This window comes from uncultured Maribacter sp. (assembly GCF_963977385.1).
Classification (GTDB): Bacteria; Bacteroidota; Bacteroidia; order Flavobacteriales; family Flavobacteriaceae; genus Maribacter.
In genome coordinates this window covers 46129-64795 of the sequence record NZ_CAXBOU010000006.1, presented here as the reverse complement: position 1 = coordinate 64795, position 18667 = coordinate 46129, and the positions used below count along the sequence as shown (strand labels likewise).

The following is an 18667-nucleotide window of genomic DNA, read 5'->3' as shown; positions in this document are numbered from 1 at the left end:
TTTAGAATATAAAAATAATCAAAAGCTGGATCTAACCTCAATTATGGTCTGCTTTTCGACAGTTACGACCTAATAAATATGAAACTTACAATGGATTGGAAGTCTCGGGTTTTAGCCTAAAATCGTTGTTTATTCACTTTTTTTTTATTGAAACTCAACTGTTTTTTAATAGACCTTGCAACCTTATTTTGAAGTATTGCAGATCTATTTTAATAACGTTTATATAAATGTGTTATAATATTTCTAAAGGTATTTTAATTTAAAATGTCAAATTTTTACAATCTCTTTAGGAATCATCAAAAAAATATAGGTTTTCAATAAGATACTACATGATTTTAATTAAAAAAGAAGATAGTTTTGATATAGTATAAAACGTATTCATCTCAACCATTTACTATTAAAGTAAAACGTAACATTTAATATACCATTTTTCAAAAATCAAATCATGAAAAAAATAGTACTTTTTCTTTTAATAATTACAGCACATTTAATTTCCCATCAATGTGTGGCTCAAACTAATTCTGCAAACAAGCCAAAAATAGTTGTTGGCCTAATGGTAGATCAGATGCGTTGGGATTATCTGTATAAATACCAAGATAGATATGGAGATGGTGGATTTAAACGGCTACTGGAGCAAGGTTTCAGTTGCGAAAATACGATGATTAGGCATGCTCCTACAGTTACAGCTGCCGGCCATGCTTCGGTTTACACAGGTTCGGTTCCGGCAATTAATGGTATAGTAGGGAACGATTGGTATGATCGTTCTTGGGGACGTGAAATTTCCAATGTGGAGGATTCTACTGTAACAGGGTTGGGAGGGAGTTCCAAACAGAATAAATCTCCCCGTAATCTTCTTACCACTACTATTGGGGATGAATTGCGAATCGCTACCAATTATCAAAGTAAAGTGGTGGGAATATCTATTAAAGATAGAGGAGCCATTCTTCCTGGTGGGCATACTGCAAATGCAGCTTTTTGGGAGGATTCCGGAAAATTCACAACTAACACATATTATATGAATATGTTGCCAAGTTGGGTTAAGAAGTTCAACGAAAAAGATTGGGGTAAAATATTTATGCCTAAGGGCTGGAAAACTCTTTATCCTATAGATACATATGTGTTAAGTGATAAGGATGATAAGGATTATGAAACGGTTTATAGCGATGAAAAAAAGTCGGTATTTCCTCATAAACCTTCAGTAGGAAGATCTCCGTTTGGTAATACCTGGACTTTAGAATTTGCCAAAGCGGCCATTGAAGGCTACCAGTTAGGTCAAAGTGATTTTACTGATCTGATAGCCATTAGCCTTTCTAGTCCAGATAAAATTGGTCATGCCTATGGACCCAATTCAATTGAGGTAGAAGACAACTATTTAAGGTTAGATAGGGATTTGGAAGACCTTTTTAATTATTTAGATAAACAATATGGTAAGGATGGTTTTCTTTTCTTCATTACGGCAGATCATGGGGCAAATCATTCTCCGGGATATTTAGAAGAACATAACATTCCTACTGGGGTTTTGACCGATGACGTTTTTATAAACTTGGACGAGAATTTGGAGAAAAAGTTTGGAGTTCCGGGTATTATTCAGGCTAGATCTGGTTATCAATTATACATGAATTATGACGTGCTTTCTAAAATTGGAATTGATAAGATTACAGCCGCCAATTATATTAAAGACCAATTAATGATGGTTCCTGGTATTGAAACGGCATTTATAAATGAAAACCTAGGATCAGCAGCCTATCCAGAGCCTATAAAGACCATGTTGATTAATGGATATAACCCCAAGCGAAGTGGAGATATCGTAATTGTTAAATCTACGGGATGGAAAAGTGGATCACGAACAGGGGCTACCCATGGGGATTGGAACCCTTATGATGCTCATATTCCACTTGTTTGGATGGGAAAAGGAATACGCCCAGGTAAAACTCACAGGTTGGTAGGGATGACGGATATTGCTCCCACCATTGCGGCATTATTGAACATACAACAACCCAGTGGAAGCATCGGAAAGGTGATTACCGAGATCACTGATTAACTATTTTTTGATATAAATCGCAATGTGGGTAACAATGAAGTGTTGCAGAAGTGATTATAGGAGAGTGCCCATTTATAGATACCCTATGTGTATTTGTTCATTCATATCCTATTAAAATTAGATCGATTGTTGGGTAGCCACAGGTGAATCTACTACCTCTTTAAGTACAGTCAAGATGACAATTATTAACAGATGCAACAGAGCTTATATTTGGACTTTTTAACAGCATATTAAAATTAATTAACCACCAACCATTTTATGAAAAGAATTACTTTATTATTACTAGGCATTACCAGTGTTCTAATTTATTCTTGCAATCTAGATTCAGACAATGAAACACCTATAATTGAAAAGGTCACAATCGATGATATTACACTTCCCAAAGGTTTTGTTATTTCTAAATTGTATGAACCTACCGATAATGAACAAGGCTCTTGGGTGAGTATTGCAAAAGATGATAAAGGAAACTTCTATGCATCGGATCAATATGGAAGCATTTATAAATCAAGACTTACAAAATCTGGAGAAAAAGATGTTCTTGAGGTTCAGAAATTAGATGTAAATATTGGATTGGCTCAAGGGTTATTATATCATAATAATGAACTATTTGCCTTGGTAAATTCAAATGATGATAAGATTCAAAGTGGATTGTATAAAATCTTTGATTCTAATGGGGATGGTGAATTGGATATGGTTAAAACGTTAAAGACTGTAAACGGTAATGGTGAGCACGGACCACACAATATTGTATTGGCACCAGATGGTCAATCAATGTATATGGTTTTTGGAAATCACACAGATATTCCCAGCGATGTTCATGGCCGAGTTCCTGAAGTATGGGATGAAGATAATTTATTACCAGTAATTAAAGATCCAAGTGGGCATGCAAATTCAAGAAAGGCCCCAGGTGGTTGGGTAGCCCAAACAGATTTTGAAGGCAAAAAATGGACGTTAATAACAGTTGGAACTAGAAATACTTATGATATTGCCTTTAATCGTGATAATGAATTGTTTGGTTTTGATTCTGATATGGAGTATGATTTAGGAATGCCATGGTACAGACCAATTCGTTTAAACCATATGACGAGCGGTGCAGATTTTGGATGGAGAACAGGGACAGGAAAATTTAAGGATTTTTATCCAGATAACCTTTCTGGTATTGCCAATTTAGGGCAAGGATCACCAACAGGTCTTTTAGATGGTAGGGGATTGAAATTTCCAGCATATTATCAAAAAGGATTGTACTTGTTTGATTGGAGTTATGGAACAATGTATCATGCAAAGCTAACTCCTAATGGTAGTTCGTTTGATACGGAAATAACACAATTTATATCTGGTGTTCCTTTACCAATAACTAATGGTGTAGTAGGTGATGATGGGGCTTTTTATTTTTTAACAGGGGGGAGACGTTTAGAATCAGGTTTATACCGCGTAACTTATGAAGGGGATTTACCATCTGAAATATTGGAGTTAAAAGAGCGCTCCGACGGTAAAAAATTACGGGATCTAAGAAAAGAATTAGAAGTGCTACACGTGAGTCCTTCAGCGGAACAAGTTCCGTTTATCGTGAAGAATTTGGATTATAAAGATCGTGCAATTCGATTTTCGGCAAGAGTAGCTTTGGAGCATTTAGATTATGCACATTGGAAAGATGAAATAAAGAAAGATAATTCTTCGGGAGCATCTGTTGGTTTGGCTTTGGCAATTGCACGTCATGGTGATGATGCCGCTAGGGTAGAAGCCTTGAATACTTTAGTAGAAATTGATTGGCAAAGTTTAGAAGAATCTAAAAAATTAGATTTTATAAGAGCAATCGATTTGCTTTTGTTGAGAATGGAAGGAAGCTTGCCAAACGACTTGCAAGGTAAAATTAAGGAGATATTTTTGCCAGCCTATTTGGCTAGTTCTGAGGCGGTGAATATAGAATTGTGTAAGATCCTAAGTTTTCTACAAGTAGAAGAAATTGTTGAGTTGACATTACATGAAATGGAGACGAATACGTCTACTGAAGGTATGAAAGAGATTTACCTATCTGGTGATATTTCTAATAGAAGTGAACAATATGGGAAGGATGTTGAGAATATGTTGGCAAATATGCCAAATCAACGCAATATTAGCTATGCAAAAAGTTTAAGTTACCTTCAAAAAGGGTGGTCAACTTCTGCAAGAGAACGCTATTTTAAATGGTTTGGCGATGCGCTACAAAAAGCAGGAGGTAAACAGTATTTAAATTTTATTAGAGCAATTCAAAAAGCCGCTTTGGCTAATGTTCCTGAGAAAGAACAAGATTACCTTTCTGAGTTAACTGAAATAGCAGCGGCACGTAGGCCAGATTATATGAAGGATGTAAAACAACCGGAAGGTCCTGGTATGAATTGGACGGTAGAGTTGTTAATGTCTGCGTATGAAAAGAATTACAAAGACGCCGATTTTGAAAATGGTAAAAATATGTTTAAAGCTTCACTATGTATTTCATGTCATAGTATGAATGGAGAAGGGGGTAGTACAGGACCCGAATTAACTACAATTGGTTCAAGATTTACAGTTGGCGCAATCGGGGAAGCCATCATAAATCCATCTGGAACGATTGGGGACAGATATCAATATTCAAATTACCATATGAAAGACGGTTCTGTGATTTCAGGTATTGAAATTGATGAGGATGATGATAATATTGTAGTGAGTACAAGTGCTTTTGCTTCTGATATTACAACAAAAGTGAGAAAAGATAGGTTGGAAAGAGTTGAGTTGTCTAAAATTTCACCAATGCCAGCAGGCTTGGCTAATAGATTGAATGAACAAGAAATCACAGATTTGATAGCGTTCATGTTATCAGGTGGAAAACAAAATAAAATGAAAAAATGAATTTTAGAGTAATTTATACGCTGCTTTTGACAATTGTGACGAGTTGCAATTTAGTAGGTCAGAAGGTAAATGAAACAGAGAAATTATTCAATGGCAAAGATCTTAGCCATTGGCGAGGTGATAGCCGAGTTTGGTCTGTAGAAGATGGATGCATTAAAGGAGAAACAACCGATGAATTGGTTATAGAGCAAAATACTTTTTTAATTCATGATATGATCGTGTCAGATTTTGAGTTGACACTTAAATATAAAATTATAGGTGGAAATAGCGGTGTTCAGTATAGAGCTAGAATAATTGATCAAAATAAATTTATTATTGGTGGCTACCAAGCAGATATGGAAGCAGGTAATCAATATTCCGGAATTCTATATGAAGAAAAAGGAAGAGGGATTATTGCACAACGTGGCGAAAAGGTAGTTATCTCTAAAGATGGAGAGAAAACAGTAGAACGATTTATAACCACTGAAGAGGTTCAGGAAGTTATAAATCAAGATGATTGGAATGACTACCGCATTATTGTAAAGGGAAATCATTTACAACATTATATCAATGGTCAATTGACTATTGATGTTGTAGATAATGAAACTAAGAAATCGGCATCTTCTGGAGTGTTGGCATTGCAGGTTCATGCGGGACCTTCAATGCAAGTGTTTTATAAGAAATTAAAATTAAAAAAGTTATAAATCATAATTAGAGACCCTATAAAAAAGTTGTTATTGAGTTCTGTCAAACTTGTAATAATTAATGCTCTTTTAGGGTTTTATCAAATGGATTTAAAAAATTACTTAAAGTAATATCTTGAACATTTAAGGTTATAGTTTAGTCATCAACTTCGATAAGCTAAAATTTGGTAGTAAAAGATTTTTCCGCTTATTCAGAAGAAAAGGCAAATTTTTCATTCGAAATTTGAAAATGTCTTAAGTTTGATTCTCTTTTAATTTGAAACTTTTATCCATCTAAGCCTAGTTCCAGCAAATTCTTTCTCAATAGGCTCTAGTGCCAAGGTATCACCAACTAATGAATATTTTCTTTTAACACTCTCGTTCCACATTGCGGGATTTGAGTGGGATATTCTTTTATGCTCTATTATTTCTTTATTCTCATCTATAGTATACGTCGCAAAATAAATATAAGAAACAGCAAGGTGCCGAATTGCCTCATTAGATATGGAATCAATAGTTGAAGGAAACATTAAATCAGTATTTTCATAGTCTTTTGGGACTAAATGTACAGACATATGATTTGTGCCATCATACAAAATATGCCCTTTTAATCCATTAGGGAAACCTCTTTCTGCACTTTTGAATTCTCTCCATTTTTTGGTTTGTGGATTTTTAAATTCCATTTGATGCAAAGACCAAAGTCCAACAAATTGATTTCCTTGTTCATTGATGGGTTTGTATTGATTGGTTAAAGAATAATTTGTTTGTTATTTACTTCAATTCTTGGCTAGGCACTGGTTTTTTTGATTTGCTTTTTAGCTTGTGCTCTATTATAAGCCATAAATAATTGAAAAAGACAGACCATGCACTTAGTTCAGGGTTCGTCTTTTTTCCTTGTCCCATTCGTTTTATTTGAGATTCGTACCATACGATATTCATCATACCATCAATTGCTTTTACTCCGGTCTTTTTAATGTTGGTTATAAAATCTAATCGACTTTCGTTAAGTATATCATTTCCAATATTAGGAAACACTGCAAAAGGTCTGGCAATACCAATAATATCTAATTGATTGGAAGTCACGGCATCTTTCATCACCGAAGTTGTACGAAACCCTCCTGTTAACATTAAAGGAGTATTTGTTATTTGCCTCACTTTTTCAATATAATCGATGAAATAAGCTTCTCTTTTTATGGTGCTCTCTTTGCGTTTCCCCATCATAGTAGGAGCTTCATAAGTTCCTCCTGATATTTCAATTAAATCTATTCCTTCCTTTGAAAGTATTTTGACAACCTCCATTGATTCCTCTTCTGAAAACCCTCCTTTTTGAAAGTCTGTTGAGTTTAGTTTAATTCCAATAGGAAAACTAGCTCCAACATATTCTCTAATCTTTCTATAAACTTCAACAACAAATCTGGATCTATTCTCAAGGGATCCTCCCCATCTATCTTCTCTAACATTTGTATAAGGCGATAAAAATTGGCTCACCAAATATCCGTGTGCACCATGAATCTGAATTCCTGAAAATTCAGCTTCTTTTAATATAATGGCCGTATTTCCAAAAGCTTCAATAATTTCTAAAATTTCCTTTTCACTTAATACCTCAGGTACTTTTTTTGTTGTATTTTTTCTCCCAGCAGTTTTTAACGGTATAGCAGAAGGAGCTTTTAGATTACTATTAATTAGTTCCATGGCTTGCCTTCCCGGATGATTTATCTGAGCCCATAATTGCGTATTGGTACCTTCTACACTTTTAGCCCATTTTTTAAGTTGTCTAAGGTTTTGTCTATTTTCAACAACTACATTTCTTGGCTCACCAATAGCGTTTGAATCAATCATAATGTTACCGGTAATCAATAATCCTGCACCACTTTTAGACCATACTTTATATGCATTTATTAGAGTAGGCGTTGGCTCATGATTTTTGTTTGATAAATTTTCACTCATTGCTGATTTTGCAATTCTATTACTTAGAATTACTCCATTAGGTAAAATCATTTCGTCCTGTAATGCATTCATTAGATTAGTTGTAAAAGTGTTTAAATAATATTCAATTTATAATTGTACGCATTCTGTTTTTTGCGACTGCTTAACGAACTGAGCTATGGGTAGTGCGGGAGGGAAGATCCACTTATCTTTCCAACATGCAACTAGCAAAAGTTTTGAGTTTTATTTTTTAGTTACCAGAGTAAAATCCTAAAGATTTTGAGGACACTTTAAATATACGCAAACCATTGAATTATAAACTAAACCCGGCATTAGGTATAGGTGTCCTAAGTTAGTATTCTATTAACTTATAGGTTTAATAAAAAGAACAAAAGAGAGAATTAAGGTTAATATAGGGTGAAACTTTAGATTTAGACAATCCCGATAGCTATCGGGAATAAACCTCTCTCTTTTACCATATATAGTCTTTTTAAATAAAATCGTATTGTGTAACGAATTAGCTGATTAAACAAATTATGTACTAAAGAATAGTGAAATTTTTGAGGTGTATAAATTAATGATGAAAATTGAGTTCAAATTAGTAATTACCTATTTCGATAGTACTTCAAGGGAAAAATTAATAGACATAATTTTTTATTGATTACATAATATCTAGTTTACGATTACGTATAATATATCCTTTGTTATCTTTCTAACTTTATCTACAATTACAGGGAGTATTAATTACATTATGATTGATTATTGAGTGTAAATATTATGTATTTAGCTAAAACATGCAGGTTATAATGAAATTATTATAATAATTAAGATATTTTTAATAACATTGTTTATAGTTTCTTTTTACATCTTAGAATTGATTTTAAGTCTGTTTGAACTATTAAGTGTACTTAACTTAATAGTTTGAGGTTGTGGCTTGTCTTATTAGTGTGATGGTTTATACATCATACTTAAGCGGAATTTAAAGTGTATTTCGCTTGAAATTTGATGAAAACTCCAACTATACTACCTAACCTGGGCTAGTTTGTTTATTGTAAAATTTAAATCAACCTGTATTATATAGGCTGATTTTTAAAAATGCCAATATGGACAATAACAACTATATGAATGAGGAATTTCTTTTAGAAGGACTAAAGAAGGGGTCTGAAGTTGCTTATGGTTATTTTTTCAAAAATTATTATAAAGATCTTTGCAATTATCTTCTAACTATTTCTGGTGATTCTGAGCTGGCAGAAGAAATTGCTCAACAAACTTTTGTTAAACTTTGGGACAAACGAGAATCATTATCTATTCAGGATAATGCTTTAAAAGCCTATTTTTTTAAAATGGCTTATCATCTATTTATTGATTCAAAACGTAAGGAGAAGAAAAAGTATAAACTTTTAGAGAATCTTAAGGAAGAGGCCTATTCAGATGTAGTTGACATTGACACCAATCAATTTGAAATTAAGTTAAAATTGGTAGAAGCTGAAATTGAAAATTTACCTGATCAGTGTAAAAAAGTATTTATTCTAAGCAAGAGAGAAGGTTTGAAGTATCGAGAAATTTCTGAACGACTACATATTTCAATTAAAACAGTTGAAGTACATATGTCTAAAGCATTAAAAAGATTACGCACTCAATTGACTGTTTTTCTATAATTCAGTATAATTAATATTGACTTTTCTTCACGTAAATAGAAGTAAATATATACTTCGTATAATAATAATGTTAAAAAATTAGATTTTGAGTAAGGGTATTTAAAAATAGGTGCGTCTCTAGTAAAAAGACACTTAATTTTTTTAAATGACCAAGCTCGATATAAAAACTATTATTACCAGATACCTTAGGGAAGAAGCTACTAAGGAAGAAATAGCCATTCTATTTGAATGGGTAAAAAAAGACGGTAATAAAGATACTTTCAAAAAATTGGTTCAGGCCGATTATTTGGTCAGGTATAAAAAAGAATCTTGGGATTCAAAAGAGGCTTTTCAAGAATTTTTGAAAAGTATTAAGGTTAAGAAAGAAACCAAAATCATTCCTTTGAATGTAGGTAAAAGTATTTTGAAATATGCTGCTGCTATAATTGTACTAATAGCCTGTAGTACCTATTATATATTAAATAACAGTTCTACGGAAGTAATTCAATCAAATTTGAATTACAATGAAATCACTCTTCAATTAAATAATGGAAAGATTATTAATCTAGATCAAAACAAGGATACTATAATAAAGGTTGGTAATGGATTAGCTAGCATTCAATTGAAAAATGGGGTTTTAGAGCAAAATGGATTAATTAATAATGCTTCCAACGCAATCAATAATATATTAAAAGTTCCCTACGGAAAAACATTATCAGTTACGCTTGATGATGGTTCAGTTGTAAAATTAAATGCAGGATCAGAATTATCTTACCCTTCCACCTTTGCAGATTTAAGTATAAGGCAGGTTGAACTTAAAGGAGAAGCCTTTTTTGAAATTACCAAGAATCCGTTGAAACCATTTGTGGTTCAGACTGAAGAAACGTTTACCCAAGTTTATGGAACAGTTTTCAACATTTCGTCATATGAAGATGACGATGACATAGAAGTGGTTTTGGTTGAAGGTTCTGTTGGGGTAGGAGATAAGCTCAGATTTAAAGAGAAAAACTTAACGATGCTCAAACCTTCACAAAAAATCACAAATTCTAAAAAAATCAGTAACTCATTTATTGTAGAAGATGTCGATGTTACTCCATATGTATCATGGGTAGCGGGGGTCATGTCTTTTCAAAATGAGAATATGTCACAAATAATAAAAAAATTAGAGCGTCAATTTGATGTGCAAATTATTAATGAAAACAATACGTTAGAAGAGCGTCAATTTACGGGCGCATTCGATACGGAGAGTATTGAATCTATTTTAAAGACAATTCAAACTCACACAAATTTTAAATACATAAAAAAAGGAAAAACAATAACTATTAAATAACAGAATAGCCTATGATTTGAATCCATTCTAAAGTAAAAAGAAACTAATTAAAACTAACTAGACCGAATGAATTATGAGAAAAAAGAAAACCATTTATACTAAAGTCGGCAAGGCTCGGAGGAGTTTAATCTGCCTCCTATGTATGTCGTTATTTTTTAGTTACGCAAATGCAAGCGCTTGCACTCAAGAAGATACTGTAGCGAGTAATTTTAAAAATAAAAATTTAGGTGAAATTTTTGAGTCAATTACCAATTCAACAGGACATAAATTTTTTTATGAAGCTACTGAGGTAGATTTAAATCGTAAAGTAACTGTTTCAAAAACTAATCTTCATATAGAAGAATTACTTGACGAAGTTTTCAAAGGAACAGATTTAGACTATGAAATACTTTCTAGTCAAATTGTTGTTAAAAGAAAAGGAGAGACCGTTTATAGTGGTAAAATTCCAGAAAAGAGTGTTGAGATTTCTAACTTCCAAACAAGTCTTAATGGTAAAGTTTTGGATGAAGGTGGAATACCATTACCAGGTGCAACAGTTATAGCTAAAGGAACTACAGTAGGTACAACAACAGACTTTGATGGTAATTTTGAAATTATTTTGCCATTAGGTATTTCAGTAATTGAAGTGTCTTATTTAGGATATCGTTCAAAAGAAGTGAATGTTTTAAATAAAGAATCTATTACTATAAGTTTGGAGCCTGACGCTGCGGCCTTAGAAGAGGTTATTGTAGTTGGGTACGGTACATTGGCAAAAACAAAAGTAACAGGTTCGGTTGTTTCAATAGATACAGAAACAATTGTTAAAGTACCTTCATTAACAGCAGAAGGAGCTCTTATTGGGCAGGTTGCAGGGGTGCAAGTTCAAGAAGTTTCTGGGGAACCGGGAGCTGCACCAAATATTAGAATTAGAGGTTCTGGTTCAATTTCTGCGGGCAATGATCCATTATTTGTTGTTGATGGAATACCAATTACAAGAAACTTAACTTCTTCAAGCCAATTAGGTGGCGTTGCTAATCGTAGAGCTTCTTTTCAACCTCCTACAATTAATCCTTTGGCTACATTGAATCCAAATGATATAGAATCTATACAGGTTTTAAAAGATGCAAGTGCAGCTGCAATTTACGGTTCAAGAGGTGGTAACGGAGTATTATTAATTACTACGAAAAAAGGTTCTAATTCAGATGAAGGTGTTTATTCTTTTGACACATATGCAAGTATGCAGTCAGTAGCCAATAAGTTAGATCTTATGAATGCAAGTGAACTTATCGATTACACGACTGATGCTAGAAATAATAATTATTTAGCATCTGTACCAGGGGCGTCGATAAATGACCCAATTGCACCTGGTGATCGAGGTAATGCAAACTATGAATTGCCTGAGTCCTTTGTTAATTGGGATGGTACAGATACAGATTGGCAAGATTTAGTCTTTAAAACCGGGATTGTTCAGAGTTATAATTTTTCCTATGCATCACCGGTTAGAAATAAAACTAGCTTTTATGCATCCACAGGGTATTTTTCACAAACAGGCGTTATCGATAAATCAAAATTTGAAAGGTATTCTGTTTTATTAAATCTTAATTCCCAGTTGTCTGAGAAATTGAATTTAGATTTAAGATTGGCTCCTACGGTAACTGAAAACCAAAGAGTGCCAGCATCTTCACCATACTTTGCAACCCCTCCAGGTATTGTTTATTCTGCTATTGTTCATTCACCAACCGTGAGTCCATATAATACAGATGGAACAATAAATCAGTTGAATAATCAATCTTATTTGGGAGGAGGTACAACAACAGCTAGTAATCCTTTGGCTATTATTCAAGCTGTTGATGATCAGTTGTTTCAATTTCAGAATAGAGGAACCTTAAGTTTGACTTATGATATTTTACCAGGTTTAAGTTTCAAAACTTTAGGTGGTGTATACATTAACTTGTATAATCAAGATTTTTATAGGTCAAATACGTTGTTGTATAGAGATTCAGCAGATGGAAATCCATATGGTCAAGCTTCTTCATCAACGGAAACAAACTGGCTTTGGGAAAATACTTTGAGTTGGAAAAAAGAATTTGGTGATCATGATTTAGATGCTGTTCTTGGATATACTGCGCAAAAAGATAATTTGACGTTAAAACAAGTTCTAGCCAATAATTATCCAGATGATTTAGTGCCGACAATTAGTGGCGGACAAGTGTTTGGCGGTACTTCGGTAAAAGAGCAATGGTCATTATTGTCATCTCTTTTAAGAGTTAACTATAGTTATAAAGACAGATATTTATTTACGGGAACATTTCGATCAGACAAATCTTCAAGATTTGGTAAGAATAACCAGACTGGTTATTTTCCTTCCTTTTCAGCAGGATGGAGATTAAGTCAAGAGAATTTTTTAGCTGAATCTGAATTAATTTCAGAATTGAAAATTAGAGCAAGTTGGGGACAAACAGGAAACTTTGAAATTCCAAACTATGGTGCCGTTGGTTTATTATCTCCACAGAACTATAATTTAGCAGGAAATGAAATTAATGGACTAGTTCAGGCCACAATACCTAATCCGAATTTAACTTGGGAAAAATCTGAGCAAGTAGATGTAGGTTTGGAAGTTGGGCTGTTTGATAACAGAGTTTTCGTCTTAGCAGATTATTACGCCTCTACAACTAGAGACTTACTACTGAATGTTGCAATTTCTTCTGTTTCAGGTTTTGAAACAACTTTAAGAAACCTTGGTGAAGTAGAGAACAAAGGGTTTGAATTAGCTTTACGAACTAAAAATTTTGTTGGAGACTTCACTTGGGATACAGATATTAACTTCTCTACGAATAAGAATGAAGTAATTTCTCTAAATGAGGGTAATGAACCAATTTATTCTTCAGGTAGTGCTGGTGTAAGACATGTAACTAGAGTAGGTGATCCAATCGGTAGTTACTATGGATATGTGACTGATGGAATTTATCAAACTCAAGCAGATATCGATAATGCACCTGTAGATACTCAAGCGCCGAATGCAGGACTTGGTGATATTAAGTTTAAAGATATTGATGGTGATGGGGAAATTACCCCAGATGATAGAACTGTTACAGGTAGTTACTTCCCAGATTTCACTTGGGGTGTCAATAACAGTTTTGGTTATAAAAATATTGACTTTAGTTTTTTGATACAAGGCGTTGAAGGCAATGAAATATTAAACTTAACATCGAGACACTTAAAAAATGGTGAAGCTAATTTTAATTCATATGCCATTTTTAATGAGAGATGGAAGTCAGCTGCTGATCCAGGAAATGGATATATGCCAAGAGCAGATAGAGAATCTGGAAACCATGGAAACAATAGTAGACCATCTTCTTTTCAAGTTGAAGACGGATCTTATGTACGTTTAAGAAATGTAACATTAGGATATACTTTGCCAATAGAGAATCTTTTTGGAGGCTCAATTGATAGACTTAGATTCTATGTTACAGGAACAAATCTTTTTACGGTGACAGATTATCTTGGATATAACCCTGAAGTTAGTAGTATAACTACTAACAGTTTAACACCAGGAGAAGATTATGGTGCCTTTCCATTAACCAAGTCCTTTACCATGGGAATTAACTTAAAGTTCTAACCTAAAAACGAAAAAAATGAAACGAATTCTATATTTAATATTTTTCACTGCTTGTTTTAACGCATGTAGTGATGATTTCACAGATCTCGCGCCAATTTCTAATCGTAATGAGGCGGACTTTTATAAAACTTCAGCTGATTTTGAAGTTGCTATAAATGCTAGCTATTCTGGCTTACAAAGTACAGGTATATATGGTCGAGGATTTTGGACTATGTTTGAAATGAGAAGTGATAACACAGACCAAGGGCCAGATGCAACTGGTTTAGCACGACAATACACCGAAATTAATTCTTTTACCGAAGATGCATTGAATGAGCAGGTTTCTTCAGTTTGGAGTGAGTCGTACAAGGTTATTTCCAATTGTAATGTCATACTTGCCCGTATTGATGATGTCGAAATGGATGCTAGTCTTAAGAGCAGAATATCCGGTGAGGCATTATTTATTAGGTCTCTAATGTTTTATCATTTAGCAATCGCTTATGGTAACATTCCTTTACAATTAACTCCGTTTGTTTCGGGTGATGAGCTTTCGCAAGTCGATCAGGCTACTGTTTTAAATCAATTGATATTAGATTTAACAGATGCAGAAGCGGGTTTACCAGTTGCTTATTCTGGTAGTGATTTAGGCAGGATTACAAAAGGTGCAGCGGCTACATTATTAGCAAAAGTATTGCTTACTACTGGAGATAACACGGCAGCTGCTACAGTTTTACGTCGTATAGTTTCAGATTATGGGTATGAGCTACTTGATGATTATGCAGATTTATGGGGTGTAACTAATGAAAATAACGCAGAGTCGATTTTCGAAGTTCAATATATTAGTGGTGGTATAGGTCAAGGAAGTCTTTTTACAAATGATTTTTCTCCAAGTACCGATTTGCAAACAGGGTCAGGTTTTGGAAGAAATAGACCGACCATTTCTTTAATGGAAGCTTTTGAAGCAGGTGATTTAAGATATGCCCCATCAATGGGAGACACATATGTTAATTTGGAAGGAGAAACTATTGAGTCTCGATATGTTAAAAAATATTGGTCTGATCCTGCTATAGAAAATGATTCAGATATAAATTTTGTAGTCTTTAGATATGCTGATGTACTATTAATGTTAGCTGAAGCATTAGGTGAAACTAGTGAAAGTTATGATCTTATTAATGAAGTTAGAGAAAGAGCTGGTCTAGATGACATCGACGCAAGTACGCCGGGTACTTTTAGTGAGAAATTACTAAATGAGAGAAGATTGGAATTAGCCTTTGAGAATCATAGATGGCCAGACTTAAAAAGATTTGGATTGGATAGTAAAATACAAGAGGCCGAACCATTCATAACAGGCACTCGTGAGTTTTTCTTTATTCCTCAAAGAGAAATAGATATTAATCCAAATTTTAATCAGAATTAGAAGAAGGAAAAATTGTTAGTTTATTTGAAGCTGCCCAATACCATAGAAAATCCTACTTGTACGCTGTGGGTATCAAATAATATCTAACACTAATTAAAAGCTTTTTAAATGCATCCATTTAGCTTCAATATAAGTTGAACAGGGCGATTAATGTGAAATTTTAAATAAAAACACAATGAGAAAATTAGTATCCATTATCTGCTTAAGTCTTGTCTTTATGACAGCTCAAGCACAAGAGAAAAAAGTATTAAATATTTTAGCTATTGGAGCGCACCCTGATGATTGTGATTCCAAATTTGGTGGTACTGCTGCGCTATTTGCTAAAATGGGACATAATGTGAAGTTTTTAGCACTTACTAATGGAGATGCTGGCCATCAAAGTAAGGGCGGTGGCCCTTTGGCTAAAATACGTCGCCAAGAGGCAAAAGATGCAGCAAAAGCTTTGGGCATTGCCGAATATGAGGTTTTGGATAATCATGACGGTGAATTATTTCCAACTTTAAATGTAAGATTAGAAGTAATTAGAAGAATTAGAAATTGGGATGCAGATATCGTTTTAGGGTTAAGACCAAATGACTATCATCCTGATCATAGAAATGCAGGTTCGGTTGTGCAAGATGCCGCCTATATGAATATTGTACCAAATGTTGCTCCAGATACTCCTCCATTACAAAAGAATCCAGTCTTTTTATATATGAGCGATCATTTTAAGAAACCTTATCCTTTTCAAAAAGATATTGCGGTAATCATTGATGATGTTATTGATACTAAAGTTAAGGGATTAGCAGCACATGAATCTCAAATGTTCGAATGGCTTCCTTGGACAAATGGAACTGATTTGTCAACGATTCCTACTGGAGAAAAAGAGCGTTTAGCTTGGTTGAAAGATAAGTGGATGAATAGAAAACCTGATGCTGCCACTTTAGAAACAGTAAAAAAATGGTATCCGAATGTTGATGTTTCTAAAGTTAAGCAAGTTGAATTTTTTGAAATCTGTGAATATGGTAAACAACCAACTGATGCAGAAATCAAAGAAATGTTTCCAATGTTAGGGAGTAAATAAAAGCTAACTAATAAAAAGTATAACCAACCAACCGTCCATGGAGAATAGTAAGCCTACCACCAAAAGATATTATCACATAATAGGATTAGTAATGCTGGTGTTCTTTGTAATATCATTTATTACTAATATTTTAAATTCAATAATAGTAGATGTAAAAGATAGTTTTGATTTAAGTCTTACCTCTACTGGTTTTTTACCTTTTACTTTTTTTATTGCCTATGGAATCATGTCAATACCAGCAGGGTTCTTATCAGAAAAGTATAGTGAAAAAGCATTATTGTCAGTGTCATTTTTGGTGATGGGGCTTGCCTCTTTGGGTTTTGCCATTTTCCCTAGTTATGGGGTGTTTAGTGTAACACTATTTACATTAGGGTGTTGTATGGCTGTTTTACAGGTTATTATAAACCCTATGTTAAGGGTTGCCGGTGGTGAGGAGCATTTTGCTTTTAACTCTGTACTCGCACAATTGGTTTTTGGTGCGGCATCTTTTCTGAGTCCTTATCTCTATAAATATTTGGTTAATACAGAAGGTAACAGTAATGATGCATTAGCAGAAACATTACGTGGTTGGGTACCAGTTAATTTACCTTGGGCTTCGTTATATATTGTCTTTGCTTTAATCGCATTTGTGTTATTCATCTATGTTTTCTTTAATAAATATCCAAAATTCCATAAAAATGAAGATGAAAAAACTGGTGATAAGAGTTCGTACTTTGACTTGTTAAAGAATAAATGGACTATTTTATATTTTCTTGGAATATTCTGTTACGTAGGTGCAGAGCAGGGTGTTGGTAATTGGATTTCACAATTCTTGTACCAATATCATGGTCTTAACCCACAAACGATAGGAGCCGATACAGTATCCTATTTTTGGGCAATGCTTACGGTAGGCTGTTTACTTGGCTTATTACTTTTAAAATTCTTTGATAGTCGTAAAATTTTAATAGCGGCTACTAGTATTACCATTCTGGCTTTAATTCTTTCTTTAACTGGTTCTAAAGAAATGGCCTTAATTGGGTTTCCATTAATCGGTTTCTTTATTTCAGTCATGTATTCAGTTATTTTTTCTCTTGCGCTTAATTCTGTTAAGGAACATCACGGTTCACTGTCTGGTATTTTATGTACTGGTATAGCAGGTGGCGCAGTAATTCCATTTATTGTTGGTGGATTAGGAGAAATGATGACACTTAAGTCTGGTATGTTCTTTTTAATTATCCCCCTTGCTTTTATTCTGTCAATAGGTTTTTGGGCCAAGCCATTGGTCAATAACAAAACCATTAGTATAAAGAAAGATAAATGAGCATGATGCAAGAAGAACTATTAGGGGTAGACATTGGCGGCACCAATATTAAAATTGGAAAAGTGGTTAACGGTGTCGTTGTACAGAAGTGTAAAATTCGAGTAAATCGTGATGATCTTGAACAAGTTACGCTAGATAATCTTTATAAAGGATTGAAGGGTTTTATGACGGATTCTGTAAAAGCAATTGGTATAGGTGTACCCGCTGTGGTTGACATAGAATCAGGTACGGTATACGATGTTCAAAACATTCCTTCTTGGACACAGATTGCCTTAAAAGATTTAGTGGAGGAGAAATTTAATGTTCCTGTTTACATAAATAATGATGCAAATTGTTTTGCCATTGGGGAAAAGAGATTTGGAAAAGCTCAAGAATTTAAAAACTGTATTGCACTCTCATTAGGTACGGGCATGGGCATGGGAATAATTATTAATGATAAATTATATAACGGAGTACTCTGTGGTGCAGGTGAAATAGGGATGGTACCTTATTTAGATGGTATTCTTGAAGAGTATACCGGTAGCTTCTTTTTTGAAAGGGAATATAAAAGTTCGGCATTGTCACTTTATAATAAAGCTTTGGAAGGAGATGAAAAAGCATTATTGGCTTTCAATGATTATGGTATTCATTTAGCAGAAGCTATTAAGATAATTCTTTACATGTATGCACCAGAAGCTATAATTCTTGGTGGTTCTATTAGTAATTCGTTTCAATTTTTTGAAAAATCACTAAAAACCGGTCTAGAATCTTTTGCTTATCAAAAACAGATAGAAAATTTAAAAATTCAAACCTCAGATTTAGTCGATTCACCCATACTTGGGGCTGCCGCGCTTTGTCTGTAATTAAAAT

12 protein-coding genes are annotated in these 18667 nt (G+C 33.8%); 10 read left to right on the top strand and 2 right to left on the bottom strand.

Annotation, left to right across the window (positions count from 1 at the left end):
• The first annotated feature begins 445 nt into the window (after nt 1-445).
• The 3 genes from pafA to AAC084_RS08540 all read left to right on the top strand — a co-directional run bounded on the left by pafA (nt 446) and on the right by AAC084_RS08540 (nt 5589).
• Nucleotides 446-2041, top strand: a complete 1596-nt coding sequence (gene pafA / locus AAC084_RS08550; protein WP_339839515.1) for an alkaline phosphatase PafA — start codon at nt 446-448, stop codon at nt 2039-2041.
• 258 nt (nt 2042-2299) lie between these two features.
• Entirely contained in the window at nt 2300-4906 is a 2607-nt protein-coding gene (locus AAC084_RS08545; RefSeq protein WP_339839513.1) for a c-type cytochrome, read from the top strand.
• Entirely contained in the window at nt 4903-5589 is a 687-nt protein-coding gene (locus AAC084_RS08540) for a DUF1080 domain-containing protein (RefSeq protein ID WP_339839511.1), read from the top strand. Before AAC084_RS08545 ends, AAC084_RS08540 begins: the two co-directional genes overlap by 4 nt.
• 251 nt (nt 5590-5840) lie before the next feature.
• Here the strand turns inward: AAC084_RS08540 and AAC084_RS08535 are convergent, their stop codons facing one another.
• Entirely contained in the window at nt 5841-6299 is a 459-nt protein-coding gene (locus tag AAC084_RS08535; protein ID WP_339839760.1) for a lipocalin-like domain-containing protein, read from the bottom strand.
• A 40-nt stretch (nt 6300-6339) separates the two neighbouring features.
• Nucleotides 6340-7587, bottom strand: coding sequence for an NADH:flavin oxidoreductase/NADH oxidase family protein (locus tag AAC084_RS08530; RefSeq protein WP_339839508.1), 1248 nt, complete (start codon nt 7585-7587; stop codon nt 6340-6342).
• Between the two features lie 1010 nt (nt 7588-8597).
• Between AAC084_RS08530 and AAC084_RS08525 the strand changes: the two genes are divergently transcribed.
• The 7 genes from AAC084_RS08525 to AAC084_RS08495 all read left to right on the top strand — a co-directional run bounded on the left by AAC084_RS08525 (nt 8598) and on the right by AAC084_RS08495 (nt 18660).
• The gene (locus AAC084_RS08525; protein ID WP_339839505.1) at nt 8598-9152 is read left to right on the top strand and encodes an RNA polymerase sigma-70 factor; all 555 of its coding nucleotides are present in this window, start codon (nt 8598-8600) and stop codon (nt 9150-9152) included.
• A 145-nt stretch (nt 9153-9297) separates the two neighbouring features.
• Nucleotides 9298-10461 carry a FecR domain-containing protein gene (locus AAC084_RS08520; RefSeq protein WP_339839502.1) on the top strand — a complete coding sequence of 388 codons (1164 nt, stop codon included), beginning with the start codon at nt 9298-9300 and terminating at the stop codon, nt 10459-10461.
• A 142-nt stretch (nt 10462-10603) separates the two neighbouring features.
• Entirely contained in the window at nt 10604-14059 is a 3456-nt protein-coding gene (locus tag AAC084_RS08515) for a TonB-dependent receptor (protein ID WP_339839500.1), read from the top strand.
• Nucleotides 14060-14075: 16 nt separating this feature from the next.
• The gene (locus AAC084_RS08510; RefSeq protein WP_339839497.1) at nt 14076-15455 is read left to right on the top strand and encodes a RagB/SusD family nutrient uptake outer membrane protein; all 1380 of its coding nucleotides are present in this window, start codon (nt 14076-14078) and stop codon (nt 15453-15455) included.
• Between the two features lie 175 nt (nt 15456-15630).
• Nucleotides 15631-16518, top strand: a complete 888-nt coding sequence (locus AAC084_RS08505; protein WP_339839494.1) for a PIG-L family deacetylase — start codon at nt 15631-15633, stop codon at nt 16516-16518.
• A gap of 37 nt (nt 16519-16555) precedes the next feature.
• Entirely contained in the window at nt 16556-17818 is a 1263-nt protein-coding gene (locus AAC084_RS08500; protein ID WP_339839492.1) for an MFS transporter, read from the top strand.
• Nucleotides 17815-18660: an ROK family protein gene (locus AAC084_RS08495; protein ID WP_339839490.1), complete on the top strand. Its 846-nt coding sequence runs from the start codon at nt 17815-17817 to the stop codon at nt 18658-18660. The genes AAC084_RS08500 and AAC084_RS08495 overlap by 4 nt, the downstream gene beginning before the upstream one ends.
• Nucleotides 18661-18667: the final 7 nt, after the last annotated feature.

What these genes read in the sequence shown, in the direction of transcription:
- pafA (WP_339839515.1), top strand. Translation starts at nt 446, where the DNA reads ATGAAAAAAATAGTACTTTTTCTTTTAATAATTACAGCACATTTAATT.
- AAC084_RS08545 (WP_339839513.1), top strand. Translation starts at nt 2,300, where the DNA reads ATGAAAAGAATTACTTTATTATTACTAGGCATTACCAGTGTTCTAATT.
- AAC084_RS08540 (WP_339839511.1), top strand. Translation starts at nt 4,903, where the DNA reads ATGAATTTTAGAGTAATTTATACGCTGCTTTTGACAATTGTGACGAGT.
- AAC084_RS08530 (WP_339839508.1), bottom strand. Translation starts at nt 7,587, where the DNA reads ATGAATGCATTACAGGACGAAATGATTTTACCTAATGGAGTAATTCTA.
- AAC084_RS08525 (WP_339839505.1), top strand. Translation starts at nt 8,598, where the DNA reads ATGGACAATAACAACTATATGAATGAGGAATTTCTTTTAGAAGGACTA.
- AAC084_RS08520 (WP_339839502.1), top strand. Translation starts at nt 9,298, where the DNA reads ATGACCAAGCTCGATATAAAAACTATTATTACCAGATACCTTAGGGAA.
- AAC084_RS08515 (WP_339839500.1), top strand. Translation starts at nt 10,604, where the DNA reads ATGTCGTTATTTTTTAGTTACGCAAATGCAAGCGCTTGCACTCAAGAA.
- AAC084_RS08510 (WP_339839497.1), top strand. Translation starts at nt 14,076, where the DNA reads ATGAAACGAATTCTATATTTAATATTTTTCACTGCTTGTTTTAACGCA.
- AAC084_RS08505 (WP_339839494.1), top strand. Translation starts at nt 15,631, where the DNA reads ATGAGAAAATTAGTATCCATTATCTGCTTAAGTCTTGTCTTTATGACA.
- AAC084_RS08500 (WP_339839492.1), top strand. Translation starts at nt 16,556, where the DNA reads ATGGAGAATAGTAAGCCTACCACCAAAAGATATTATCACATAATAGGA.
- AAC084_RS08495 (WP_339839490.1), top strand. Translation starts at nt 17,815, where the DNA reads ATGAGCATGATGCAAGAAGAACTATTAGGGGTAGACATTGGCGGCACC.